This window comes from Stutzerimonas stutzeri, assembly GCF_024448715.1.
GTDB lineage: Bacteria > Pseudomonadota > Gammaproteobacteria > Pseudomonadales > Pseudomonadaceae > Stutzerimonas > Stutzerimonas stutzeri_AR.
In genome coordinates, this window is sequence record NZ_JAMOHZ010000004.1 from 170,117 (window position 1) to 194,366 (window position 24,250).

At 60.8% G+C, this 24,250-nt stretch carries 29 protein-coding genes and 1 pseudogene; 12 read left to right on the forward strand and 18 right to left on the reverse strand.

Translation table 11 applies throughout. From position 1 onward, the window contains the following. Positions 1-161 precede the first annotated feature (161 nt). The 3 genes from NAV33_RS10350 (at position 162) to NAV33_RS10360 (ending at position 4,336) form a co-directional block, all read left to right on the forward strand. Positions 162-1,577: an acetyl-CoA carboxylase biotin carboxylase subunit gene (locus NAV33_RS10350; protein WP_255979633.1), complete on the forward strand. Its 1,416-nt coding sequence runs from the start codon at positions 162-164 to the stop codon at positions 1,575-1,577. Positions 1,578-1,587: 10 nt separating this feature from the next. Then, positions 1,588-3,402 (forward strand): sodium-extruding oxaloacetate decarboxylase subunit alpha, encoded by a 1,815-nt coding sequence (gene oadA, locus NAV33_RS10355; RefSeq protein WP_255979635.1) that lies wholly within the window; start codon positions 1,588-1,590, stop codon positions 3,400-3,402. 238 nt (positions 3,403-3,640) lie between these two features. Further along, positions 3,641-4,336 (forward strand): carbonic anhydrase, encoded by a 696-nt coding sequence (locus tag NAV33_RS10360; protein WP_255979637.1) that lies wholly within the window; start codon positions 3,641-3,643, stop codon positions 4,334-4,336. Between the two features lie 19 nt (positions 4,337-4,355). Here the strand turns inward: NAV33_RS10360 and NAV33_RS10365 are convergent, their stop codons facing one another. The 3 genes from NAV33_RS10365 to NAV33_RS10375 all read right to left on the reverse strand — a co-directional run bounded on the left by NAV33_RS10365 (position 4,356) and on the right by NAV33_RS10375 (position 6,396). Further along, positions 4,356-5,144 (reverse strand): substrate-binding periplasmic protein, encoded by a 789-nt coding sequence (locus NAV33_RS10365; protein ID WP_255979639.1) that lies wholly within the window; start codon positions 5,142-5,144, stop codon positions 4,356-4,358. A 262-nt stretch (positions 5,145-5,406) separates the two neighbouring features. Beyond that, positions 5,407-5,859, reverse strand: a complete 453-nt coding sequence (locus NAV33_RS10370) for a thioesterase domain-containing protein (protein ID WP_255979640.1) — start codon at positions 5,857-5,859, stop codon at positions 5,407-5,409. Between the two features lie 132 nt (positions 5,860-5,991). Next, on the reverse strand, positions 5,992-6,396 hold the full coding sequence (locus NAV33_RS10375) for a YkgJ family cysteine cluster protein (RefSeq protein WP_255979642.1): 405 nt from the start codon (positions 6,394-6,396) through the stop codon (positions 5,992-5,994). A gap of 204 nt (positions 6,397-6,600) precedes the next feature. On the opposite strand from NAV33_RS10375, the gene NAV33_RS10380 reads away from it, so the two are divergent. From NAV33_RS10380 to NAV33_RS10400, 5 genes are all read left to right on the forward strand, one after another. Next, positions 6,601-9,060 (forward strand): glycogen/starch/alpha-glucan phosphorylase, encoded by a 2,460-nt coding sequence (locus tag NAV33_RS10380; RefSeq protein ID WP_255979644.1) that lies wholly within the window; start codon positions 6,601-6,603, stop codon positions 9,058-9,060. Positions 9,061-9,320: 260 nt separating this feature from the next. Continuing rightward, positions 9,321-10,331 (forward strand): class 1 fructose-bisphosphatase, encoded by a 1,011-nt coding sequence (locus NAV33_RS10385; protein WP_255979646.1) that lies wholly within the window; start codon positions 9,321-9,323, stop codon positions 10,329-10,331. A gap of 3 nt (positions 10,332-10,334) precedes the next feature. After that, complete coding sequence (locus NAV33_RS10390; RefSeq protein ID WP_255979648.1) at positions 10,335-10,937, forward strand: DUF924 family protein; 603 nt, start codon at positions 10,335-10,337, stop codon at positions 10,935-10,937. Positions 10,938-11,029: 92 nt separating this feature from the next. Beyond that, entirely contained in the window at positions 11,030-11,284 is a 255-nt protein-coding gene (gene bamE, locus NAV33_RS10395; RefSeq protein ID WP_255979650.1) for an outer membrane protein assembly factor BamE domain-containing protein, read from the forward strand. 9 nt (positions 11,285-11,293) lie between these two features. Further along, entirely contained in the window at positions 11,294-11,836 is a 543-nt protein-coding gene (locus NAV33_RS10400) for a lipocalin family protein (protein ID WP_255979652.1), read from the forward strand. 69 nt (positions 11,837-11,905) lie between these two features. Here the strand turns inward: NAV33_RS10400 and NAV33_RS10405 are convergent, their stop codons facing one another. Next, entirely contained in the window at positions 11,906-12,337 is a 432-nt protein-coding gene (locus tag NAV33_RS10405) for a hypothetical protein (RefSeq protein ID WP_255979654.1), read from the reverse strand. A gap of 78 nt (positions 12,338-12,415) precedes the next feature. On the opposite strand from NAV33_RS10405, the gene pip reads away from it, so the two are divergent. Beyond that, entirely contained in the window at positions 12,416-13,387 is a 972-nt protein-coding gene (pip, locus tag NAV33_RS10410; protein WP_255979656.1) for a prolyl aminopeptidase, read from the forward strand. Next, positions 13,387-13,824 (forward strand): D-aminoacyl-tRNA deacylase, encoded by a 438-nt coding sequence (gene dtd, locus NAV33_RS10415; RefSeq protein WP_255979658.1) that lies wholly within the window; start codon positions 13,387-13,389, stop codon positions 13,822-13,824. Before pip ends, dtd begins: the two co-directional genes overlap by 1 nt. Before the next feature lie 22 nt (positions 13,825-13,846). Here the strand turns inward: dtd and NAV33_RS10420 are convergent, their stop codons facing one another. From NAV33_RS10420 to ubiE, 10 genes are all read right to left on the reverse strand, one after another. Then, positions 13,847-14,266, reverse strand: coding sequence for a UPF0158 family protein (locus NAV33_RS10420; protein ID WP_255979660.1), 420 nt, complete (start codon positions 14,264-14,266; stop codon positions 13,847-13,849). Between the two features lie 226 nt (positions 14,267-14,492). Next, entirely contained in the window at positions 14,493-15,200 is a 708-nt protein-coding gene (locus NAV33_RS10425) for a 16S rRNA (uracil(1498)-N(3))-methyltransferase (protein ID WP_255979662.1), read from the reverse strand. After that, positions 15,197-15,997, reverse strand: coding sequence for a twin-arginine translocase subunit TatC (gene tatC, locus NAV33_RS10430; protein WP_255979664.1), 801 nt, complete (start codon positions 15,995-15,997; stop codon positions 15,197-15,199). The genes NAV33_RS10425 and tatC overlap by 4 nt, the downstream gene beginning before the upstream one ends. Next, complete coding sequence (gene tatB / locus NAV33_RS10435) at positions 15,994-16,383, reverse strand: Sec-independent protein translocase protein TatB (protein ID WP_255979665.1); 390 nt, start codon at positions 16,381-16,383, stop codon at positions 15,994-15,996. Before tatB ends, tatC begins: the two co-directional genes overlap by 4 nt. Before the next feature lie 6 nt (positions 16,384-16,389). Further along, entirely contained in the window at positions 16,390-16,620 is a 231-nt protein-coding gene (gene tatA / locus NAV33_RS10440; protein ID WP_255979667.1) for a twin-arginine translocase TatA/TatE family subunit, read from the reverse strand. A gap of 24 nt (positions 16,621-16,644) precedes the next feature. Next, positions 16,645-16,977: a phosphoribosyl-ATP diphosphatase gene (locus tag NAV33_RS10445; RefSeq protein WP_255979669.1), complete on the reverse strand. Its 333-nt coding sequence runs from the start codon at positions 16,975-16,977 to the stop codon at positions 16,645-16,647. Further along, positions 16,970-17,365: a phosphoribosyl-AMP cyclohydrolase gene (gene hisI / locus NAV33_RS10450; RefSeq protein ID WP_255979671.1), complete on the reverse strand. Its 396-nt coding sequence runs from the start codon at positions 17,363-17,365 to the stop codon at positions 16,970-16,972. The genes NAV33_RS10445 and hisI overlap by 8 nt, the downstream gene beginning before the upstream one ends. 49 nt (positions 17,366-17,414) lie before the next feature. After that, the gene (gene ubiB, locus NAV33_RS10455; RefSeq protein WP_255979673.1) at positions 17,415-19,025 is read right to left on the reverse strand and encodes a ubiquinone biosynthesis regulatory protein kinase UbiB; all 1,611 of its coding nucleotides are present in this window, start codon (positions 19,023-19,025) and stop codon (positions 17,415-17,417) included. Next, entirely contained in the window at positions 19,022-19,645 is a 624-nt protein-coding gene (locus NAV33_RS10460; RefSeq protein WP_255979675.1) for a ubiquinone biosynthesis accessory factor UbiJ, read from the reverse strand. Before NAV33_RS10460 ends, ubiB begins: the two co-directional genes overlap by 4 nt. Next, entirely contained in the window at positions 19,645-20,415 is a 771-nt protein-coding gene (ubiE, locus tag NAV33_RS10465) for a bifunctional demethylmenaquinone methyltransferase/2-methoxy-6-polyprenyl-1,4-benzoquinol methylase UbiE (protein WP_255979677.1), read from the reverse strand. Before ubiE ends, NAV33_RS10460 begins: the two co-directional genes overlap by 1 nt. 74 nt (positions 20,416-20,489) lie before the next feature. On the opposite strand from ubiE, the pseudogene NAV33_RS10470 reads away from it, so the two are divergent. Next, positions 20,490-20,651, forward strand: a pseudogene (locus NAV33_RS10470) (polyhydroxyalkanoic acid system family protein); the annotation flags it as partial. Positions 20,652-20,670: 19 nt separating this feature from the next. On the opposite strand, the gene NAV33_RS10475 reads toward NAV33_RS10470, so the two are convergent. The 4 genes from NAV33_RS10475 to trmL all read right to left on the reverse strand — a co-directional run bounded on the left by NAV33_RS10475 (position 20,671) and on the right by trmL (position 23,766). Further along, positions 20,671-21,045: a gamma-butyrobetaine hydroxylase-like domain-containing protein gene (locus tag NAV33_RS10475; RefSeq protein ID WP_255979679.1), complete on the reverse strand. Its 375-nt coding sequence runs from the start codon at positions 21,043-21,045 to the stop codon at positions 20,671-20,673. A 57-nt stretch (positions 21,046-21,102) separates the two neighbouring features. Continuing rightward, the gene (hslU, locus tag NAV33_RS10480; protein ID WP_255979681.1) at positions 21,103-22,446 is read right to left on the reverse strand and encodes an ATP-dependent protease ATPase subunit HslU; all 1,344 of its coding nucleotides are present in this window, start codon (positions 22,444-22,446) and stop codon (positions 21,103-21,105) included. Positions 22,447-22,621: 175 nt separating this feature from the next. Beyond that, complete coding sequence (gene hslV / locus NAV33_RS10485; protein ID WP_255980225.1) at positions 22,622-23,158, reverse strand: ATP-dependent protease subunit HslV; 537 nt, start codon at positions 23,156-23,158, stop codon at positions 22,622-22,624. 146 nt (positions 23,159-23,304) lie between these two features. Then, positions 23,305-23,766 (reverse strand): tRNA (uridine(34)/cytosine(34)/5-carboxymethylaminomethyluridine(34)-2'-O)-methyltransferase TrmL, encoded by a 462-nt coding sequence (gene trmL, locus NAV33_RS10490; RefSeq protein ID WP_255979683.1) that lies wholly within the window; start codon positions 23,764-23,766, stop codon positions 23,305-23,307. Between trmL and NAV33_RS10495 the strand changes: the two genes are divergently transcribed. Continuing rightward, a complete protein-coding gene (locus NAV33_RS10495) occupies positions 23,765-24,220 on the forward strand; it encodes a hypothetical protein (RefSeq protein ID WP_255979685.1) in 456 nt (151 codons plus the stop codon). The genes trmL and NAV33_RS10495 overlap by 2 nt on opposite strands. Positions 24,221-24,250: the final 30 nt, after the last annotated feature.

Consider the following 24,250-nt stretch of genomic DNA (forward strand, 5'->3'; position numbering starts at 1 on the left):
ATAAGTTGCGCAGTTATATAAGTTATAGCTTATGCGTAACCAAATTATTATTCATTTTCAGTAATTGTTGCTCAAGGGGTAGGGTAAAACGCATCGCCAGAAGCGGCGATATCACATGGTCCGAACTGGGCCGCTCTGCTCACTGATCCGAGGGATACAGCGTGATCAAGAAGCTGCTGATCGCCAACCGCGGGGAAATCGCCGTCCGCATCGTGCGAGCCTGTGCCGAGATGGGCGTTCGTTCGGTGGCGGTATTCGCCGAGCCTGATCGCCACGCGCTACACGTCAAGCGTGCCGATGAGGCTTACTTCATTGGCGAAGATCCGCTGGCTGGCTACCTGAACCCGCGCAAGCTGGTGAACCTGGCTGTGGAGACCGGCTGCGATGCGTTGCACCCGGGGTATGGTTTCCTTTCCGAGAACGCCGAGCTGGCGGAAATCTGTGCCGAGCGCGGCATCCGCTTCGTCGGGCCAAGCGCCGAAGTGATTCGCCGCATGGGCGACAAGACCGAAGCACGGCGCAGCATGATCAAGGCCGGCGTGCCGGTCACCCCCGGCACCGAAGGCAACGTCGCCGATGTCGGGGAAGCGTTGGCGGAGGCCGAGCGCATCGGTTATCCGGTGATGCTCAAGGCGACCTCTGGCGGTGGCGGGCGCGGCATACGCCGCTGCAACTCGCGCGAAGAGCTCGAACAGGCCTACCCACGGGTGATCTCCGAGGCAACCAAGGCCTTCGGTTCGGCCGATGTGTTCCTGGAGAAGTGCATCGTCGAGCCCAAGCACATCGAGGCTCAGGTGCTGGCCGACTCCTTCGGCAACACTGTGCACCTGTTCGAGCGCGATTGCTCGATTCAGCGCCGCAACCAGAAGCTCATCGAAATCGCCCCCAGCCCGCAATTAACCCCCGAACAGCGCGCCTATATCGGCGATCTAGCGGTGCGCGCGGCCAAGGCAGTGGGCTACGAGAATGCTGGCACCGTGGAATTCCTGCTCGCCGATGGCGAGGTGTATTTCATGGAAATGAACACTCGGGTGCAGGTGGAGCACACCATCACCGAGGAAATCACCGGCATCGACATCGTCCGGGAGCAGATTCGCATCGCCTCCGGGCTGCCGCTCTCGGTCAAGCAGGAAGACATCCAGTATCGCGGCTTCGCCCTGCAGTTCCGCATCAATGCCGAAGACCCGCGCAACAATTTCCTGCCCTGTTTCGGCAAGATCACTCGTTACTACGCGCCGGGCGGCCCGGGTGTGCGCACCGATACGGCGATCTATACCGGCTACACCATCCCTCCGTATTACGACTCGATGTGCCTGAAGCTGATCGTCTGGGCGCTGACCTGGGAAGAGGCACTGGCCCGTGGTTCCCGCGCGCTAGACGACATGCGCGTACAAGGCGTGAAAACCACCGCCTTCTACTACCAGAAGATTTTAGAAAATCCGGATTTTCGCAGCGGGCAGTTCAACACCAGCTTCGTCGACAACCATCCGGAATTGATGACTTACTCGATCAAGCGCAAGCCGAGCGAACTGGCTCTGGCCATCGCCGCCGCCATCGCCGCCCACGCAGGACTGTGAGGAACGAACCATGACTGCTCAGAAGAAAATCACCGTTACCGACACCATCCTGCGAGACGCTCACCAGTCGCTCATCGCTACTCGTATGCGCGTGGAAGACATGCTGCCAATCTGCAACAAGCTCGACCGAGTCGGCTACTGGTCGCTTGAAGTCTGGGGCGGTGCGACTTTCGACTCCTGCGTGCGCTTCCTTAAGGAAGACCCCTGGGAGCGCCTGCGCCAGCTCAAGGCCGCGCTGCCTAACACCCGCCTGCAGATGCTGTTGCGTGGGCAGAATCTGCTCGGCTATCGCCACTACAGCGATGACGTGGTCGAGGCCTTCTGTGCGAAGGCGGCGGAGAACGGCATAGACGTATTCCGCATCTTCGATGCGATGAACGACGTACGGAATCTGGAAACCGCGATCCGCGCGGTAAAGAAGACCGGCAAGCACGCCCAGGGCACCATCGCCTACACCACCAGTCCGGTGCACACCGTCGAGCTCTTCGTCGAGCAGGCCAAGACCATGCGCGACATGGGTGTCGACTCCATCGCCATCAAGGACATGGCTGGCCTGCTGACCCCATTCGCCACTGGCGATCTGGTCAAGGCGCTGAAAGCTGAAGTCGACCTGCCAGTGTTCATCCACTCCCACGACACCGCCGGCGTTGCCAGCATGTGCCAGCTGAAAGCCATCGAGAACGGCGCTGACCACATCGACACGGCGATTTCCTCCATGGCCTGGGGCACCAGCCATCCGGGCACCGAGTCGATGGTCGCTGCGCTGCGCGGCACGCCGTACGACACGGGCCTCGACTTGGAATTGATTCAGGAGATCGGCCTGTACTTCTATGCGGTGCGCAAGAAGTACCACCAGTTCGAAAGCGAATTCACTGGCGTCGACACCCGCGTGCAGGTCAATCAGGTGCCCGGCGGGATGATTTCCAACCTGGCCAACCAGCTCAAGGAGCAGGGCGCGCTCAACCGCATGGATGAAGTGTTGGCCGAGATTCCGCGGGTGCGCAAGGACCTGGGCTATCCGCCGCTGGTGACCCCTACGTCGCAGATCGTCGGCACCCAGGCGTTTTTCAACGTGCTGGCTGGTGAGCGCTACAAGACCATCACCAACGAGGTGAAACTCTATCTGCAAGGCCGCTACGGCAAGGCGCCGGGCACTATCGACGCCAAGCTGCAGCGCCAGGCCATCGGCGGCGAAGAGATCATCGATGTGCGCCCGGCCGACCTGATCAAGCCAGAGCTGGACAAGCTGCGTCAGGAGATTGGTGCGTTGGCGAAGTCGGAAGAGGACGTGCTCACCTACGCCATGTTCCCCGACATCGGCCGCAAGTTTCTTGAGGAGCGTGAAGCCGGCACTCTGCAACCGGAGGTGCTGCTGCCGATTCCGGACGGCAGCGCGGTCAGTGCCGCTGGCGGAGAGGGCGTGCCAACAGAGTTCGTCATCGACGTGCACGGTGAGAGCTATCGGGTCGACATTACCGGCGTGGGCGTAAAGGGCGAAGGCAAGCGGCACTTTTTCCTCTCAATCGATGGCATGCCGGAAGAAGTGGTGTTCGAGCCATTGAACAATTTCGTTGGCGAGGGTGGCAGCAAACGCAAGCAAGCCAATGCGCCCGGCGACGTCAGCACCAGCATGCCGGGCAATGTGGTCGATGTGCTGGTCAAGGAGGGCGACGCGGTCAAGGCCGGGCAGGCGGTGCTGATCAGTGAAGCGATGAAGATGGAAACCGAAATTCAGGCGCCAATCGCCGGCACGGTGAAAGCGGTACACGTAGCCAAAGGTGACCGGGTAACCCCAGGCGATCTGTTGATTGAGATCGAAGCCTGACCGATGTCCCCTCGGGAGCCGCAAGGCTCCCTTTTTTTGCATGCAGCCTTATCGCAGGGAAACGTCTGCAGGGCCGGCTTTGCATACAGAGATGGTCAGGTCTGTATTCTAAAAAGCGATTGACGCTGCGAATAACAGGCGCGGCGAACACTGTGCCCGGAAGCGCCTGATGTCGGCACAGTGCCGAAACGGCTTTGTGCAGCGTCGAATTCATCCCATTACTAGAGGGCTGTCGAACATGAGTCTCGAAGATGACACGAACGAAACGGCGCAGGAGGCGCTCGATAATCTGGTCGCGGGCGTCATGCGGTTCCGCGAGGATGTTTATCCAGAGCAGCGTGAGCTATTCAAGAAGCTTGCCCATGAGCAGAAACCGCGGGCGATGTTCATTACCTGCGCGGATTCACGAATTCTGCCGGAGCTGATCACTCAAAGTTCGCCGGGCGACCTGTTCGTCACGCGCAACGTCGGCAATATTGTTCCGCCCTACGGCGTGATGAATGGCGGTGTGTCGACTGCCATTGAATTCGCGGTCATGGCGCTCGGCGTCCATCACATCATCGTCTGTGGCCATTCCGATTGCGGCGCGATGAAGGCGGTGCTGAACCCGGCGAGTCTTGAGGGGATGCCGACGGTCAAGGGCTGGCTGCGCCATGCAGAGGTGGCGCGCACGGTCGTGGAGCAAAATTGTGGCTGCGCCGATCACAACACCCTTGGTGTCCTTACTGAGGAAAACGTGCTGGCCCAACTCGATCACTTGCGCACCCATCCGTCAGTGGCGGCACGGCTGGCCAGCGGTCAACTGTTTATCCATGGCTGGGTCTATAACATCGGCACCAGCGAGATCCGTGCCTACGATGCGGCATGTGGCGAGTTCCGTCTGATCGGCGACGGCCCGCTGCCAATGGCCACGCCGAAGTCACGCTACGTTTGACGGCGACCACAAAGTGCCGTTACGGCACCTTGCGGTCGCGGATCAGGTAACAGAGATCGGGGGTTTTGCTGCACCCGGCATAGCCCTCGCCGATCACTTCGTTCAGCGCAGCTTGCAGGCGCGTCACCGCTTCGTCGGGCGTATCCTTGTTCAACGCCAGATAAAGATCGGCCGGGTGGTAGCTCAGCACCGGCTTCAATCCCTTGGCGCCGTGCTGTTCGGCATAATAACGCCAGCTCGGATCGGCGGTCGCCCACAGGTCGATACGGCCGGCGAGCAGTTTGCGCAGGTTCTCTTCCTCGCTCAGGCTGTCGATCGGCTGTAGTCCCTGGCTTGTCAGATATTGACTCACTCCGCTGCTCTTCTGTGCACCGATCTCATAGCTCTTGGCTTGTCTCAAATCGGTTGGCGAGATGTTCTTGCCAGGTGCGGCGAGCAGAACGCTCTCATAACGGGCGAGTGGTCCCACCCATTTGAATTGGGCCTGGTTATGTGGTGTGCGGGTGACTGAGAACAGCCCGTGACCAGCGCTATCGAGCGTCTGGCTATAGATACGGTCCCAGGGGGCGCGCAACGTCAGGCTGTAGTCGATCCCGGCGCGTTTGAAAATTTCTCGCACGGTGTCGGTGCTGATGCCCTGGACTCCGTCACCGCGGGCGAAATTTTTATGGTTCGGCCCCATATTGAACGGCGGGAAGTTGTCGGTTTGCAGGATGATTTTGTAGTTAGTAGGCAGCTCGGCATGGGCAACGCCGATGCTGGCAAGCAGAACACTGAGCAATAGGAAGACTTTACGGGACATGCCCATGGCATCGGCTCCTTGACGCTGTTTTATTGTTGTTGGCAGCGTAAGCGTAGTCCTGCGGGGCGTCTGTTGCTAGCAAACGAGTAACACGACGTGCGCCGATACACGTTTACGCCGAACGGCTGCGCTCGGCTCGGACAAAAAAAGGCAGGCGTCGGCTCGGCCCGGTAGCTTGGACCGACGGTATGAAACACGAAAAACGGACCGCCAGGGTGGCGAGGAAGTAGCGCACACCCAGCATGCTGGCGGATCGACGCGCTAGCGCCTACTTGTGCAGGACGAACTGGCCGGTAAAACGCACGGCGTCACGGCCGTCGGCGGCAAGAATGCGGCTGTTCAGCGTGAGGCGAGAGCGGCCACGACGGCGATAGATGGTTTCGAAGCGATCCCAGGCTTCGTCGGTCGGCGCCGAGCAAATGGCCGTGGCATCGTCCATTACTGGCAACGGGTAATCGATCTGACCTTCATGAATGACAATATGACCGTCTTCGATCCCTGCTTCACGCAAACGCAGGTGCAGCCATCCCCAGCCAGCCAGCACCGATGCGCAATAAAGGCTGCCACCGAACATGCTGCTCTTGTGGTTGATGTTCGCTTGCAGCGGGACGCTCAAGCGCAACTCATGGTTCTCCCACTGCTCAACACGCAGGCCCAGCGCCTGGGTCAGTGGAATGTCGTGATGCAGGAGGGCTTCCAGGTAGCGGCTATCGCGGCTCATGCCGGGTGGATTCCTAAACGTTTGCGAATACAGGCAGACGTCAAGCATGACTGCTGAGTCACGATATTGCCAGGTCCGACACGCTTTTTTGCCGCTTTCCCGGACGCCAATCCGACAGTCGCACGCCCTGCTTCAGCGAGCGGTGGTTTTCTGCTGGTAAGCGCAGTAACCAGGCCGTGGGCCGATCCTGGGGTGATTGCGACAGGTATCCGGACGCTTGGCGTAAACCGTGCACAGCCGCGTCTTCCGGTTGAGATACAGGCAGTCGCCGTTGGTCATGCGAGTCAGGGTGAAAATGCCGCGCTTCTGATTGAAGTGCTCGATGATGCCTGCCTTGCTCAAGCGCTTGGCGACGTTTTTGGCCGGCTCTTCTCGCTCGAACGCATCGACCACCTCCAGGCGGATCAAATCATCGATACGCACCTCGACCGGTAGCGTGCAGCAGGTCGCCTGGCAATCGGCGCATAAGCCATTGCTGTAGCGAGCCCAGGTTTCCAGGCGGTCAGGGTCGGCGGAGGCGATTATTCGAGGTTTCACGGCGGCGATATCGGTAAATGACGGCGCGCGATCATAACGACCCGGCGCGGAATTTCCAGCGAATCCGACGAGTCGAACGCCGGACAGACGGTCGCGCAGATTCAACTGAAACCTGCAAACCTGTCGGTATTGCCCTTTTTTGTCGAGGTGGCCAAGCGCCGCCATGAACCCCTCATTCCTATTTCCGCTTCACGAGGTCTGTCCATGACGCAAGAATCGACTGCTCCTAACGCCGATGAAGTCGCTGCCTTCCGCAACACGATCATCAGCAAGCTGACCTACGCGATCGGCAAGGATCCTGAACATGCGTCCGATCACGACTGGTTCGAAGCGGTAGCGCTGGCGGCCCGCGACCGCATGATCGATCAATGGATGGACCGTACGCGTCAGAGCTATCGCGAGGGCAAGAAGCGCGTCTATTACCTCTCGCTGGAATTCCTCATCGGCCGATTGCTAACCGATAGCCTGAGCAACTTGGGATTGCTTCACGTTGCCCGCCAGGCGCTGGCCGATGTCGATGTGGACTTCGAACGCATTCGCCTCACCGAGCCGGATGCGGCGCTAGGCAACGGCGGCCTGGGTCGGCTGGCCGCCTGTTTCATGGAAAGCATGGCGACGCTGGGCATCGCCGCCCATGGTTACGGGATTCGCTATGACCATGGGCTGTTCCGCCAGGCCATCGTCGATGGCTGGCAGCATGAGCAGACCGAGACCTGGTTGAATTTCGGCAATCCGTGGGAATTCGAGCGACCCGAGGTCAGCTATCTGATCGGCTTTGGCGGCAGCGTCACGGCAATGCCGCACGACGCGGGCGGACAGGAGCAGCCCAAGCACTTCTGGCACTGGGCCGAAGGTGTGCGCGCCATTGCTTACGACACGCCGGTGGTCGGCTGGCGCGGGGCCAGTGTCAATACGTTGCGGCTGTGGCGTGCCCGCGCCGAGGCCGATTTCCATCTGGAGCGCTTCAACGCCGGTGACCATATCGGTGCCGTCGCCGAAGGGGCCCGCGCCGAAAGCATCTCGCGGGTGCTGTACCCGGCCGACAGCACCGAGGCCGGCCAGGAGCTGCGCCTGCGCCAGGAATATTTCTTCGTGGCCGCCTCGTTGCAGGATCTGTTGCGGCGGCACTTGGAGCAGCGTGGCACGCTGACGAATCTGCCGGAATTCGCGGCCATCCAGCTCAACGATACCCACCCGGCGATCGCCGTGGCGGAATTGATGCGGCTGCTTACCGATGTGCACGACGTACCCTGGCGCAAAGCGTGGGAACTGACGGTCGGCACCCTTTCGTATACCAACCACACCCTGCTACCAGAGGCACTGGAAACCTGGCCGGTCGGACTGATGGAGCGCCTGCTGCCGCGGCACATGCAGATCATCTACCTGATCAATGCTCAACACCTCGATGCGCTACGCGAGCGCGGCGTTCATGATCTGGACTTGCTGCGCTCAGTCTCGCTGATCGAAGAAGGGCATGGTCGCCGGGTACGCATGGGCAATCTGGCCTTCCTCGGCTCGCATTCGATTAACGGTGTATCAGCCCTGCATACCGGACTGATGCGTGAAACGGTATTCACTGATCTGCATTCGCTGTATCCGAAACGCATCAGCAACAAGACCAACGGCATCACGTTCCGGCGCTGGTTGTACCAATCCAACCCGCAGCTGACCCAGTTGCTGGTCGAGCATATTGGGGATGAGTTGCTCGACGCGCCGGAAACCGTTCTGCGTCAGCTGGAACCATTCGCCGATCAGCCGAACTTCCGCGCACGCTTCGCCGCCCAACGACTGGCCAACAAACAACTGCTGGCACAGATGATCCAGGAACGCCTGGGCATTAGCGTTGACCCGAACGCGCTGTTCGACGTGCATGTCAAACGGATTCACGAGTACAAGAGACAGCTGCTCAACCTGCTGCATACAGTGGCGCTGTATCAGGCGATTCGCTCCGATCCGGGCGGCAATTGGGTGCCGCGCGTGAAGATCTTCGCCGGCAAGGCGGCGGCCAGTTATCACACGGCCAAGCTGATCATCAAACTGACCAACGATATTGCGCGAACTATCAATGACGACCCGACGGTACGCGGTTTGCTCAAGGTTGTGTTCCTGCCCAATTACAACGTCAGCCTGGCCGAGCGCATCATTCCGGCCGCCGACCTGTCCGAGCAGATCTCCACCGCCGGACTGGAGGCCTCGGGGACCAGCAATATGAAATTCGCCCTCAATGGCGCGCTCACCATCGGCACCTTGGACGGTGCCAATGTCGAGATGTGCGAGCAGATCGGCGCGGAGCACATGTTCATCTTCGGCATGACCGCTCAGGAGGTCGAGGCTCGCAAGCAGGCGAACGAGTACAACGCCGAAGCCACTATCATCGGCTCGCCACGGCTCAATGAAGTGCTGATGGCGATTCGCAACGGTGCCTTCTCTGCGGATGATCCAGGTCGTTACACGGCGCTGATTGACGGTCTTAAATGGCACGACACCTTTATGGTCTGCGCGGACTTCGAGGCTTATTGGCAGGCGCAGCTGGAGGTCGAGGCGCGCTGGCGCGACGCCGACAGCTGGTGGCGTTCCGCAGTCCTGAATACCGCCCGCACGGGCTGGTTCTCTTCGGACCGGACGATCCGCGAGTACGCCGAGGAGATCTGGAAGGTGCTCTGAGCGCCCTGCTCGCGTCGCGCTCCAATCAGGAAGAAACCAGACGAACGAAGCGCCCTGCAGAAGCCTGATCGGCGAAATTGCAGGGCCGCCTCAGTTTCGTTCGGCCGCGGAAACGGGCTGGCAGAACCGCCGCATCGTAAACGCTGCAGGCACTTCGCCGCTTCGCTGAACTCTGCTGCCTGTAGGCGGGTCTGAGGGAGGGTTAGTTTCCCCATGGCCTGCTAAACTGCGCGGGTTTTTCCATCCTCCGGAGCCATTCCATGTCACGCGTAACCCTGAGCCGCTACCTGATCGAGCAGACTCGCAGCAACAACACCCCTGCGGATTTGCGCTTCCTCATCGAGGTAGTGGCCCGAGCGTGCAAGGAAATCAGCCACGCCGTTTCCAAAGGCGCGCTGGGCGGCGTTCTCGGTGCGACCGAAACCGAGAACATCCAGGGCGAGGTGCAGAAGAAACTCGACGTGCTTTCCAACGAGATTCTGCTCGAAGCCAACGAGTGGGGCGGCCACCTGGCCGGCATGGCGTCGGAAGAGATGGATAACGCCTACCAGATCCCCGGGAAGTACCCGAAGGGCGCCTACCTGTTGGTCTTCGATCCGCTGGACGGATCGAGCAACATCGACGTCAACGTCTCGGTGGGCACGATCTTTTCGGTGCTGCGCTGCCCGGATAAATGCTTCAGCCAGAACGACGCGTTGGGTGAAGAGGCCTTCCTTCAGCCTGGCACCAAGCAGGTCGCGGCTGGTTACGCCATCTATGGCCCGCAGACGATGCTGATGCTGACCCTCGGCAACGGCGTGATGGGTTTTACCCTGGACCGCGAACTGGGCAGCTTCGTGCTCACCCACGACAACATCCGCGTCCCGGAAAGCACCGCCGAATTCGCCATCAACATGTCCAACCAGCGCCACTGGGAAGCGCCAGTGCAACGTTACGTCAGCGAACTGCTGGCCGGTGAGGAAGGCCCGCTGGGCAAGAACTACAACATGCGCTGGATCGCCTCGATGGTGGCCGACGTGCATCGCATCCTGACCCGCGGCGGCGTTTTCATGTATCCGCGCGACTCCCGCGAGCCGGAAAAGCCAGGCAAGCTGCGCCTGATGTATGAAGCCAATCCAATGTCCTTCATCATCGAACAGGCCGGCGGCGCCGCCACCAACGGCACTCAGCGCATCCTTGATATCCAACCCGAATCCCTGCATCAGCGTGTGCCGGTATTCCTGGGCTCCAAGGAAGAAGTCGAGCGCGCCACTGGCTATCACCAGGGCTGAACGATGCACACGCCTTGGCTGGAATTGCTTAACTGGTGGTTCGGCGAAGGCGTCACCGTCAGTGAGATCGCCGACGAAAAGCACGGGCTGTGGTTCGGCTATAAACCAGAACAGGATGCCGAGGCCAGCGCCCGCTTCGGCGATCTGGTCGACCAGGCACTGGCGGGCGGCCTTGGCGACTGGGCTGAATCACCGCATGGCTGGCTGGCACTGGTGCTGCTGCTCGACCAGCTTCCTCGCATGATCTACCGCGGCACGCCGCAAGCCTTCGCTGGCGATGAGCGAGCCCTCCAGCTGGTTCGCGAAGGCATGGCTCACGGTGGCGATGTGCTGCTCGCCCCGATTCGGCGTGTGTTCGTTTATTTGGTACTCGAACATGCCGAAAACCTCGGCATGCAAGATTTGGCTGTCGTGCAGTTCGAGACCTTGCACGGAATCGCAGAACCGCAAGAGCAGAAGCTCTTTGCCGATTTCCTCGATTTTGCCGAGCGCCACCGCCAAGTGATCGCTAAGTTCGGGCGCTTTCCTCATCGCAACGAAGTGCTTGGCCGAACCACCAGCGAGGCGGAGCGGGCTTTCCTTACCGAGCCTGGGTCACGCTTCTAGTCGCTGTGAGGAACCTCCCGGCCCGCTTCCTAACTCATAACGCAAAGGCGAGGCCAAGCAAGGCCAGCTGCCGACTATTGAAGGAACCCGCCATGCCGTTGCGCCATTTGTCGCTGATCGCCGCTTTATTTCTGCTAGCTGCCTGCAGCCCGGTCACCCAGGAAAACTTCGCCAAGCTGCAGGCGGGAATGTCTCGCGCGGAAGTCGAGAAACTGCTCGGCAAGCCCGGCGAGTGCGCGGGTGCGTTAGGCATGTCCAGCTGCACCTGGGGGCAGAAAAACCGCTTCATCAGCATTCAGTTCGCCGGAGACAAGGTGATGATGTTCTCCGGCCAAGGTCTCAAATAAGGAGAAACCATGCGTCTTGCCGTTGCGTTATGTAGTGCACTGCTGCTGATCGGTTGCGCCGGTTCGAGCCCCGACGGCGCGCCACGTACGGTGGGTCAGGTCGACCTGCAGCGCTATCAGGGCACCTGGTACGAGTTGGCGCGTCTGCCGATGTTCTTCCAGCGTAACTGTGTGCGTTCGGAGGCTCACTATGCGCTGCAGAATGACGGCAGCTTAGCGGTGACCAACCGCTGTGAAACGGGCGATGGCGAATGGGAGCAGGCCAAGGGCGAAGCAGTGCCGCAGCAGCCTGGGCAGACCGACAAGCTCTGGGTGCGCTTCGATAACTGGTTCAGCAACTTATTCCCAGGTCTGACCAAGGGGCAGTACTGGATTCTCTACCTCGACGAGGGCTACAGCGTCGCGCTGGTCGGCAGCCCCGACCGCGACTACCTCTGGCTGTTGTCGCGGGAGGCGGAAGTAGACGCGGCGACGCGCGACACACTGCTCGATGAAGCGCGCCAGCGGGGCTATGACACCAGCGAACTGATCTGGCGCGGCGAGTCGTCCTGATCGGTCGCCCGTTATCCGCTGTTTACCTGGCTAGCGTGGGGGATTTCCTCGTCCATATATTCGGCGCGGTTATTCCCAGTCCAGCCGCGCCACCAGCCATTCGCCGTCTTCCAGCCACCATTCGAGCCTGACGTGATATTGCCCGACGCGTTGCGGCAGCCATCTCTCGGCGCCGGTCAGCGCCACCTGGGCCTCACTGTAGCCCTTGTCGGAATAGGCTGGATCAATCCAGCTCCGGGCGTTCAGGGCAATTACCCGTACGTTGTTGTGACGCAGGAACATCAGCGCGGCCGTGCGCCGCACCCAGTCCCGGTCGAGACGTTGATTGGCGTTGAATTCGGGATGAATCCTAGCCATCAGCTCACCGTTGTCCTTGTTTTCGATGCTTTCCTGCAGCGATTGCACGGCCATTTCCAACGCTGCCTGCGGATCATCGCGGCCGCAACCGATCAGCAGCAGCGTCAACGCCCCGATGGCCGCGGCTAATTTCCATACGGGCATGCCGAACCTCACGAACCTCGTTATGATGCCGGAAACGTCAGGCGGATCGAGCCCGCCGCACCGACCATGGAGTGTGCCATGCAGACCTTGTATCCGGAGATCAAACCCTACGCCCGGCACGAGCTGGCGGTCGAAGAACCGCATGTGCTCTACGTCGACGAGAGTGGATCACCGGAAGGCCTGCCCGTGGTGTTCGTGCATGGCGGTCCGGGCGGCGGCTGCGACGCCCTGAGCCGACGCTTCTTTGATCCCAATTTGTACCGCATCATCACCTTCGACCAGCGCGGCTGCGGTCGCTCTACACCGCACGCCAGCCTGGAAAATAACACCACCGCGCACCTGATCGCCGATATGCAGCGCATCCGCGAATTTCTTGGTATCGATAAATGGGTGCTGTTCGGTGGGTCCTGGGGCTCGACGCTGTCGCTGGCTTATGCGCAGACGTTTCCCGAGCATGTACATGCGCTGATCCTGCGCGGCATTTTTCTCTGCCGACCTCAGGATTTTTCCTGGTTCTATCAGGAGGGTGCCAGCCGGCTGTTTCCTGATTACTGGCAGGACTTCATTGCGCCGATCCCGCCGGAAGAGCGTGGCGACCTGATGCAAGCGTTCTACAAGCGCCTGACGGGCGCCGACCAGATCGCCCAGATGCACGCAGCCAAAGCCTGGTCCTGCTGGGAAGGTCGTACCGCCACGCTACGGCCTAACACCCAGGTCGTCGATCGCTTCTCCGACACCCATCGGGCATTGGCGATGGCACGCATCGAGTGTCATTACTTCGTTAATCAGGCGTTTCTCGACCCGGACCAATTGCTGCGCGACATGCACAAGATTGCCCATTTGCCGGGCATCATCGTGCATGGTCGCTATGACGTCATCTGCCCGTTGGATAACGCCTGGGCGTTGCACGAGGCCTGGCCGAACAGCGAACTGCAGATCATCCGCGAAGCCGGCCACTCCGCGTCGGAACCCGGCACCTGTGACGCCCTGGTGCGCGCCGCCGGCGACGTCGCCCACCGCCTGCTCCAATTGCCACCAGAAGAAGCTTGATGAAAGCGCTGATCCAGCGCGTGCGGCATGCGCGGGTCGAGGTCGCTGGTGAAGTGGTTGGTGCCATCGACCAGGGGTTGCTGGCGCTGGTCGGCGTTGAACGTGGAGATGACCGCGCGCGAGCCGACAAGCTGCTGCATAAACTGCTGCGCTATCGGGTATTCAACGATGAGCAAGGCAAGATGAACCGCTCGCTGACCGACGTCGGCGGCGGTCTGTTGCTGGTTTCCCAGTTCACCCTGGCCGCGGATACGGGTAGCGGCCTGCGCCCGAGCTTTTCCAGCGCTGCCGCGCCCCAGCTGGGTGAGGAGCTCTACGAATATTTGCTCGGGCAGGCACGGTTGCAACATTCCCAGGTAGCTTGCGGCCGCTTTGGTGCTGACATGCAGGTGCACCTGCAGAACGACGGGCCGGTGACCTTTTTGTTGGAAAGCTGAGTCTATTCCCGGCTCGGTGGAGTTAGCGCTGCGACGGCTCCAGGTCATTCTCATGCAGCCAGGTAATCGCGTACTCACGCAACTGCACAGCCTGATAATCCAGCCAGGCCTGGCGAACGTCCGAAAAATCTTCCAGCTTGAAGTCGAAGGTCCGCAGCGGCTTGCGGCCCTGCAGTGCATTGCTCAGCACCGCATGGGCATTGGGGTCGTGCTGGGTAAACAAAAAAGCCTCGCGCATGGCGACCGCTTGCGCCAGCCCGAGCGGCTCGATGTGGAGAAAGCGATCGTCCTGCACGTCATATTTCTCATTGACGCCCGGCGCGGTCTCGCCGGGAAATACCGCACGGATTTGGCCGGACTCCAGATCAAGGTAATGTTCGCTGGCGTCGCGGTTGTCCAGGGCGTACTCCAGACGGTGAAGGTCAATGGTCAAAGGTCGCATGGGCGTTACTGCTGTTTTGGGGTTCATGAACTCTGACCCGCGTGCTCCCGATGCGTGCATTACGTTCATCGGTACTGTTTCGCATTCTGACGAGATGATCGTGAGCAGCAGGTTCGCGGTAAACGACGCAAGCGCCTACGCCGACCCGATCCTACGTATGGTGCAGCTGTCAAAGCAGGACGGATTAGGCGCAGGCGTAATCAGTCAATGGCGACAGGACCGCCGCTTAGAAAAGCCGCGCCAGTAGGGCGCTGACAGCGGTTTCCACACGCAGGATGCGTTCACCCAGCTGTACCGGCTGCAGGCCCGCCGCGGTGAGCTTGTCGACTTCGTAGGGTATCCAGCCGCCTTCCGGCCCGATCGCCAAGGTCACCGGTTCGTCGAGGGCGCGCGGGCAGGCGGGATAGTCGCCCGGATGGCCGAGCAGCCCACGGGTGCCGCTGGCCAGTTGTGGCAGGCGATCCTCGACGAAGGGTTTGAAGCGTTTTTCGATCGTAACGTCCGGTAGCACGGTATCCCGTGCCTGCTCCAGGCCGAGCAGCAGCTGCTCGCGGATCGCCGCCGGTTCGAGGAATGGGGTTTGCCAGAAGCTCTTTTCCACCCGGTAGCTGTTGAGCAATACCAGCCGCGGCACGCCCATGGTGGCGACCGTCTGCAGCACGCGGCGGAGCATCTTTGGCCGTGGTAGCGCCAGTAATAGGGTGATCGGCAGCTTTGCCGGCGGTGGCTGATTCAGTGCGATTTCGAGCTCCGCCTCGTTGGCATCCAGACGCAGCAGCCGGCCCTGTCCCATATCGCCGCCAAGCAGGCCGACCCGCAGGCTTTCGCCTGCCTCTGCACGGTGCACGTCCTGGATATGCTTGAGCCGACGGTCACGCAGGATCACCCGATCGGCGGCAACGAAATCGGCCGCCTCCAGCAGCAGCAGGTTCACGGCCGAGGTGCGGGTGGCTGATCGCCGGTGTGCGGCTGGTGGTCGTCGGCGTCGTCGCTGAATTCCTCGCGTTTCTTGACCCTGCTGCCACAGAGCAGGCCGGCTTCGAACAGCAGCCACATCGGTACCGCCAGCAACGTTTGGGAAAACACATCCGGCGGCGTCAACACCATGCCGACCACGAAACAGCCGATCACTACATAAGGGCGGCTCTTGCGCAGGGTGGCGACATCGACGATGCCAACCCAGATCAGCAAGAAGGTTGCGACCGGAATCTCGAACGCCACGCCGAAGGCGAAGAATAACGTCAACACGAAATCCAGGTACTGGCCGATGTCGGTCATCATCGCCACGCCTTCCGGTGTCACGCTGGCAAAGAAGCCGAACATGATCGGGAACACCACGAAGTAGGCGAAGGCCATGCCGCCATAGAACAGGAAAATGCTGGAAATCAGCAGCGGTACCGCGATGCGCTTCTCGTGTTTGTACAGGCCCGGCGCGATGAAGCTCCAAATCTGATGCAGGATTACCGGCATCGACAGGAACAGCGCGACCATCATGGTCAGTTTGAATGGCGTCAGGAACGGCGAGGCGACGCCGGTGGCGATCATCGTCGCGCCTTCCGGCAGGTATGCCCGCAACGGCGCTGCCACGAGGGCATAGATCTGCTGGGAGAAGTAGAACAGTCCGCCGAACAGCAGCAGGATCGCCACGACACAGTGCAGCAGACGTTTGCGCAGCTCCGTCAGATGGGCGACCAGCGGCATTTCCTGATCTTCAATGGAGGTATTGCTCATGGCTCAGGCGATTTGTCCGGGCGTGGTACGGGAGCCGTTTCGGCGGGTTTGGCTTCGGCAGGTGTCGGCGCGTCTAGGTTACTGGGATGCGGCGGCGGCGTGACGGATTGCGGGGTGGCGCTGCTGCTAGTGCTTGGAGCGCTGGGCATGATGCTCTGCTTCATTTCCCGCTCAAGATCGAGGATGCGTTCGTTGTGCAGCTGACGGCGAATCTCGTCGGCGCCAATTTCCCGTTCGACCTCGGCCTTGATGTTGGCAAAGCTGCGCTTCGCCCGGCCAATCCACAGGCCAGCGGTGCGCACCGCGCCGGGCAGGCGCTCCGGACCCAGTACGAACAGCGATACCAGGCCGATCAATAGAAGTTCGGTGAAACCGATATCGAACATGGCGCCTCAGTTCTTCTTCGTCGGATCTTCGACCTTGCGGGCCTCGGCATCGAAGGTGTGGCTTTGCTTCTCTTCTACACTGGGCTTGTCCTCATCGGTGCCCATGGACTTGCGAAAACCCTTGATTGCATCACCAAGGTCCGACCCCAGGCCTTTAAGGCGCTTGGTGCCGAAGAGCATGACCACGATGAGCAGAATGATCAGGAGTTGCCAGATGCTGATTCCACCAAAACCCATGCTGCAGTACTCCGAAGTTGATTATCAGGATTGAGGGCGCGCGGCTTTTTCCGCATGCCCAGAAAGACCGAATCGCCGGTCGAGTTCGTCCAGTACCGCCTGTGGATGCTGGTCCAGCGCGGCCAACATCACCAGGCTGTGGAACCACAGGTCGGCAGTTTCATAGATCAGGTCGCTGGGGTCGCCGCTGACAGCAGCGTCCTTGGCGGCAAGGATGGTTTCCACCGACTCCTCACCAACCTTTTCAAGAATCTTGTTCAGCCCCTTGTGATACAGGCTGGCCACGTAAGAGCTGTCCGCCGCGGCGCCCTTGCGGGCTTCCAGCACCTCGGCCAGGCGGGCAAAGGTGTCACTCATGTTTATGCTCCGCGTAGATCGCCTGCGGGTCTTTGAGGACTGGCTCGATGGTTTTCCAGTCACCGTCCGTGAAGACTCGGTAGAAGCAGCTCTCGCGCCCGGTGTGGCAAGCGATGCCACCGATCTGTTCGACCATCAGCACGATGACGTCGGCATCACAGTCAAGGCGCAGTTCGTGCAGTTTCTGTACATGGCCGGACTCCTCGCCCTTGCGCCACAGCTTGCCACGTGAGCGTGACCAATAGATGGCGCGGTTTTCTGCGGCGGTCAGCGCCAATGCTTCGCGATTCATCCAGGCCATCATCAGGATGCGCCCGGTCTGATGGTCTTGCGCGATAGCCGGTACCAAGCCGTCTTCGTTCCAGTTTATGTCGTCCAGCCAGTTCATCGAATTCTCCGCTCAATACGCCAAGTGTGCCAGCCTCACCGACTGCTGGCTATCGGCGCACCACGATGTAGATTCCGGCGCTCAACATCACCCAGGCCGGCCAGGTGCTCATGGCGGTAAAACTATCGGCAGCGGCGGCCAACGTCGCACCACCGCCCAACAGCACGGCACCGACGAGGCGCAGCGGCCAGTGCCGATGATGCTCCTGCCACGGAGGCGGCGGGTTATTCGCGTGGGGGTTGGACATGCGTTCGAGCAGCTCACGGGTCATGCCTGCCAGGTGCGGCAGCTGCTCGATCTGCGCCTGCGCGTTTTTTAGCAGCTGCTTGGGGCTCATGCGTTCGCGCATCCAGCGTTCGAGATACGGCTGCCCGGTGGCCCAGAGGTCCAGCTCGGGATAGAGTTCGCGGCCCAGGCCTTCAATATTGAGCAGGGTCTTTTGCAGCAGTACCAGCTGCGGCTGGACTTCCATGTTGAAGCGCCGGGCGACCTGGAACAGGCGCACCAGCAACTGGCCGAAGGAGATGTCTTTCAGTGGCTTCTCGAAGATCGGCTCGCAGACCGTACGAATCGCCGCCTCGAATTCGTTGACCTTGGTTTCCGCTGGAACCCAGCCCGAATCGATATGCAGCTGTGCGACCTTGCGATAATCGCGCCTGAAGAAGGCCATCAGGTTACGCGCCAGATAATCCTGATCTTCTGGTGTCAGACTGCCGACGATGCCGAAGTCCACTGCGATGTATTGCGGATTCCACGGCTGGTGGGTGCTTACGAAAATGTTGCCGGGGTGCATGTCGGCATGGAAGAAGCTGTCGCGAAACACTTGGGTAAAGAAGATCTCTACGCCGCGTTCGGCCAGCTGCTTCATGTCGGTGCGCTGTTCGGCCAGGCGGGCCATGTCGGTCACCGGCACGCCGTAGATGCGCTCCATCACCAATACCTGGGATCGGCACAAATCCCAGTACACCTGCGGGACGTAGAGCAACGGCGAGCCTTGGAAGTTGCGCTTGAGCTGGCTGGCGTTGGCGGCCTCGCGTAGCAGGTCGAGCTCGTCGTAGATGGTCTTGGCGTAATCATCGACCACTTCCACCAGATGCAGGCGGCGAGCCTCGGTGGAGGCGCGCTCCGCCGTCTTGGCCAGCAGGAACAGCCAGGCGATGTCCTGGCTGATCACCGGCCGAAGATTCGGTCGTACTACCTTGACCACCACTTCTTCGCCGCTGCGTAGCTTTGCGGCATGCACTTGGGCGACCGAGGCGGAAGCCAGCGGTTTGCTGTCGAAGCTCGCGAAGACCTCGCCTACCGGCGCACCAAGTTGGCGCTCGATCAGAGTTGTGGCAACGGCCGAGTCGAATGGCGGAACGCGGTCCTGGAGCATCGCCAGTTCTTCGGCGATATCCAGCGGCAGCAGATCGCGGCGGGTCGAGAGAATCTGGCCGAATTTGATGAAGATCGGACCGAGGCCTTCCAATGCCAGACGCAAACGTGCCCCACGGGACAATTCGGTGCGCCGCCGCGGCAGCCAGCGCCAGGGCAGCAGATAGCTGGTCGCGCGCAGCCACCAAGGCATCGGCAGGTCAAGGATGATGTCGTCCAGGCGGTAGCGGATCACCACCAGCAGGATGCGAAACAGGCGGCGGGTCGCGGCGAACAACTTCATTCGGATCGGTCTGGTTTCGGGGGGTGGGCGAGCCGCTCGATGCGGGCTTCGAATCGGTCGAGATCGAGCTTGAGGCGGTCGAGTTCGGCAAAGCGGGTTTCCGCCTCCGCCATGCCAACCAACGTTCGGGACTCTTCGTTGAGATAATCGGCCAGATCCTGGCGCAAGCTGTCGGCGCTCTGCCTGGCCCAGGCGGACTGCCCGCGCAAACCGGCGCTGATCATCTGCGTCCCGACCGGACCCAGCCAGCGAGAGACTTCGTATTCCCAATCCAACTCGAGGTCCTGCAGCACTTCGGCAAGGCTCATCAGCACAGCACTGTCGCCTTCGATCTCGACATCCGGACCGTGCAGGACTGCGGTCTTGTTGCGGCTGGTGGCCAGTCGCAGCAGGCTCGTTGCGGGCGCGCGCAAACGGCAATCCGGCTCGCTGCCCCAATGCTCGGCCAACCGTAGGCCATCGGCGTCGGCAAGGATGAACAGCCGCCAGCCGGGCATCGTGCAGTCGATTTCGATGATCCGGCCGCTGAGCCGGGCCAGCCGCGGTAGCGCGGTCGGGTCCAGGCGCAGCACGCGATTGATCCCGCGCTCGGCGCCGGCCAACAGGGCAGTGCGCAGCATCAGGGCTTGATGCCGCGGTGCAGGGCGACGATGCCGCCGGTCATGTTGTGGTAGGTAACGCGCTCGAAGCCGGCATCGGCCATCATGCCCTTGAGCGTCTCCTGATCTGGATGCATGCGGATCGATTCGGCCAGGTAGCGGTAGCTCTCCGAGTCATTGGTGATCAACTTGCCCATCATCGGCAGCAGGCTGAACGAATAAGCATCGTAGGCTCTGGAAAACAGTTGGTTGGTTGGCTTGGAGAACTCCAGCACCAGCAGCCGGCCGCCGGGCTTGAGTACCCGCAGCATGGAGGCGATGGCGTCTTCCTTGTGCGTGACGTTGCGCAGGCCGAAGGCGATGGTGACAACGTCGAAATGATTGTTCGGGAAGGGCAGCTTTTCGGCATCGGCCTGGACGAACTTCACGTTGCCGGCCACGCCCTTGTCCAGCAGCCGGTCACGGCCGACTTTGAGCATCGAGGCATTGATGTCGGCCAACACCACTTCGCCGGTTGGTCCGACGATTCGGGCGAACTGACGGGCCAGGTCGCCAGTGCCGCCAGCGATATCCAATACTCGGTTGCCGTGGCGCACGCCCGACAGCTCGATAGTGAAGCGCTTCCACAGACGATGCACACCTGCGGACATCAGGTCGTTCATCAAGTCGTATTTGGCGGCTACAGAATGGAAAACCTCGGCCACCTTCTGTGCTTTTTCGCTCTCCGGCACGTTCTTGTAACCGAAGTGGGTGGTGGGCTCTGCGTCATGCTCTTTGCGGGGATCGGTCATGTCACTGTCACCGGAAGAATGTGACCGCATTCTAAACCTAAAACCACCATCGAGCGCCAAGCTGCGAGCGGTAGGGTGATGTGTTGAAAGTAAGACGTAGCGGGGCGGATGGCCTCATTGAGGTCGAAAAGGACCGGGTCCGGGTGCTGCTGAATCTCGGTTTGCTGCTGTCAGCAATGGGCAGTAGCGTCCAAGCTAAAATCGAGCGTGCGCTGAATAAGGCGCTACAGGCCTGACGCTGCCGCCCGCGGGATATCAAAGCATCAGCTTGACCGGCGAAATGTCCGGGTCGCGCGATTTACCGGCATTTGCCAGCGCGTCGAGGTAATCGGCCCACAGCTGTTGCTGAGTGATCGCCAAGTGGTAGAGGTAATCCCAGGTGTACAGGCCGCTGTCATGGCCATCGCTGAAGGTCAGCTTCAACGCGTACTGCCCGGCCGGCTCGATACCTTCGAGCGCGACGTTGATCTTGCCTGTCTGCAGGATCGGGTTGCCGTGGCCCTGAACCTCAGCGGAAGGTGAATGCACGCGTAAAAATTCGGCCGGCAGCACGTAGCGCTGCTCGGAGCCATACTCCAATTCCAGCGTTTTCGACGTCTTGTGCAGCTTGATCGCGGTGGGGATGCGCATCGAATGCTCCTGGCAAAGGCGCCGGGCCTCGTCTAAGAGACCCGGTAGCCGCTTGCGTTAAAGAATGTAGCGCGACAAATCTTCGTCTTCGGCCAGTTCGCCTAGGTGGCTGTTGACGTAGGCGGTGTCGATTCGAATTGGCTCGCCGTTCTGCTGGCCGGCGAGGTCGCCAGCGCTGAACGAGACTTCCTCCAGCAGGCGCTCCAACAACGTGTGCAGGCGACGGGCACCGATGTTTTCCGTCTTCTCGTTGACCTGCCAGGCAATCTCGGCCAGGCGCTTGATCCCGTCATCAGCGAACTCGATTGCTAGCCCTTCGGTTTTCAACAGCTCTCGGTACTGTTCGGTAAGCGAGGCGTGCGGCTCGGTGAGGATGCGTTCGAAGTCTTCCGGCGACAGCGCCTTGAGCTCCACGCGGATCGGTAGGCGACCCTGCAGTTCCGGCACCAGGTCGCTGGGCTTGGACAGGTGGAAGGCGCCCGAGGCAATGAACAGGATGTGATCGGTCTTGACCATGCCGAGCTTGGTGTTGACCGTGCTACCTTCGATCAGCGGCAGCAGATCGCGCTGCACGCCTTCGCGAGAGACATCGGCGCCGCTGGTGTTGCCGCGTTTGGCAACCTTGTCGATCTCGTCGATAAAGACGATGCCGTTCTGCTCCACCGCTTCCAGCGCCCGGGCCTTGAGTTCTTCCTCGTTCACCAGACGGGCGGCTTCTTCGTCGCGTACAAGCTTGAGCGCATCCTTGATCTTCAGCTTGCGGCTTTTTTTCTTGCCCTTGCCCATGTTGGAGAAGAGATTCTGCAGCTGGCTGGTCATCTCCTCCATGCCCGGCGGGGCCATGATCTCGACGCCGCCCGGGTTTTCCGCCACTTCGATATCGATTTCCTTGTCGTCCAGCTGGCCTTCGCGCAGGCGTTTGCGGAATAGCTGGCGCGTATTGGAGTCGGTGCTCTGTATCGGCTCCTCACTGAAGCCGACCGGGCGCGCCTGGGGTAGTAGGGCATCGAGAATACGTTCTTCGGCTGCATCCTCGGCGCGGTGGCGCATCTTGCCGACTTCCTGCTCGCGCAGCATTTTCAGCGCGGCATCGGCTAGATCGCGAATGATGGACTCAACATCGCGCCCTACATAGCCGACTTCAGTAAATTTGGTTGCTTCAACTTTGATGAATGGCGCATTGGCCAGCTTGGCCAGGCGGCGGGCGATTTCGGTCTTGCCGACGCCGGTCGGACCGATCATCAGGATGTTCTTCGGCGTGACTTCCGGGCGCAGCTCGGCGGAAAGCTGCATCCGCCGCCAGCGGTTGCGCAGGGCGATGGCGACGGCACGCTTGGCGTCGTCCTGGCCGATGATATGGCGATTGAGTTCGTGGACGATCTCGCGGGGCGTCATGGACATTTTTTCGTTACTCCCGAAGCTGGGCAGGATACAAACAGGCCGCTTGAAAAACGTGGGCGAGGCAGGCAAGACGAGGCAAAAGCAGGCGAGGACGCGGAGTTTAGTGGTCTAAATGAGCAGTCCGAGCCTGTTTTTAACGAAGGATTGCCAACGCAGGTAGTTTTTCATCGACCTGTCAGATCGCGCTGTCCAGCTCCTCAATGGTGAGATTCTGATTGGTGAAGACGCAAATGCTGCCGGCGATATTCAGCGCGGTTTCGGCGATATCTTGAGCCGACATGGACTCGCCGCCTTTCTGCATCAACGCCATCGCGGCGGCTTGGGCGAAACCGCCGCCGGAACCCATAGCGATCAGGTCGTTTTCCGGCTGAACCACGTCGCCGTTGCCAGTGATGATCAGCGAGGCGTCCTTGTTGGCTACGGCCAGCATGGCTTCCAGACGGCTCAGCGAACGGTCGGTACGCCAGTCCTTGGCCAGTTCGACCGCGGCGCGGACAAGATGACCTTGATGTTTTTCCAGCTGGCCTTCGAAACGTTCGAAGAGTGTGAAGGCATCGGCGGTGGCGCCGGCGAAACCGGCCAGCACCTGGCCGTGATAGAGGCGCCGAACCTTTTTGGCGTTGCCTTTCATGACGGTGTTGCCCAGGGAAACCTGGCCGTCGCCGCCCATGACGACTTTGCCGTTGCGGCGCACTGAAACGATGGTGGTCAAAGGAAAATCTCCACGCAGCGGGGCGATGAATGCCCGAATGCGCTTGATATGGGGGACGCTGCCAAGCATTTCAACCGGCGTACGGGATTCGCTGCCGTGGCGCCACGCATGGCCCAATCAGTACCGACTCGTTGGGAAGAGGGTCCTTATTGCAGCGCGAAATCCAGCTGTCGCCAGGCCTCGTAGACGGCAACCGCGACGGTGTTCGAAAGGTTCAGGCTGCGACTGTCGGGGCGCATCGGCAGGCGCAGGCGTTGCTCGTTGGGCAGCGCATCGCGGATCTCCGGCGGCAGGCCGCGACTCTCCGGGCCGAAGAGAAAGGCATCGCCGCGCTGGAATTGCACCTGATGAAAGGGCTGCGATCCCTTGGTGGTAAAGGCGAATACGCGCGGTTGACCAAGGCTCTCCAAACAGCTGTCGAGATCAGCGTGGCGCTTGAGCGGTGCATATTCGTGATAATCCAGGCCCGCGCGGCGCAGGCGCTTGTCGTCCAGTTCGAAGCCCAGTGGCTCGATCAAATGCAGGCTGCAGCCGGCGTTGGCGCAGAGCCTGATAATGTTGCCGGTATTCGGCGGAATCTCTGGCTGGAAAAGGATCACATGGAACATGCGCGTCACCGACTCTGAAAACGACCGGCATTCTACTGCGGCAGGCGAGCCTGCGCCGCACGATCCGCTACGTCGTCAGCGTCGCCGCTTTTTTGGCTCGCTCGTGTTACTCGGGCTGTTGTTCGGCTCGTTTCTCGGACATTTCTTCCGGCCGGGGCCGGTGGAGTTGATGCGGGTCGAGCCTGTAGCCAGCGGGTTACAGCTATGGTTCAACCGCGAGCCAGAGTTCTATAGCCAGGATATCGACGGCGCCGTCGGGGTGCTATTCCAGGCCAAGGGCAGCGCTGATGCTGGGCGTGTAGAGGTTGAAGGCACAGGAGCCAGCTGGCGCGTGCAGGTGACGGAGAAGGGCTTGCTGCTGCACTTCGTGGCGACCCGACCCCTGGCGGCCAGCTGGTCGGGTGAGAAGATTGATGGCGACTGGCGCTTGCTGGTGCAGGTCAGGCCGCGCTAGAGCGCGGCTGGTGAATGTGTCATTCGCAGG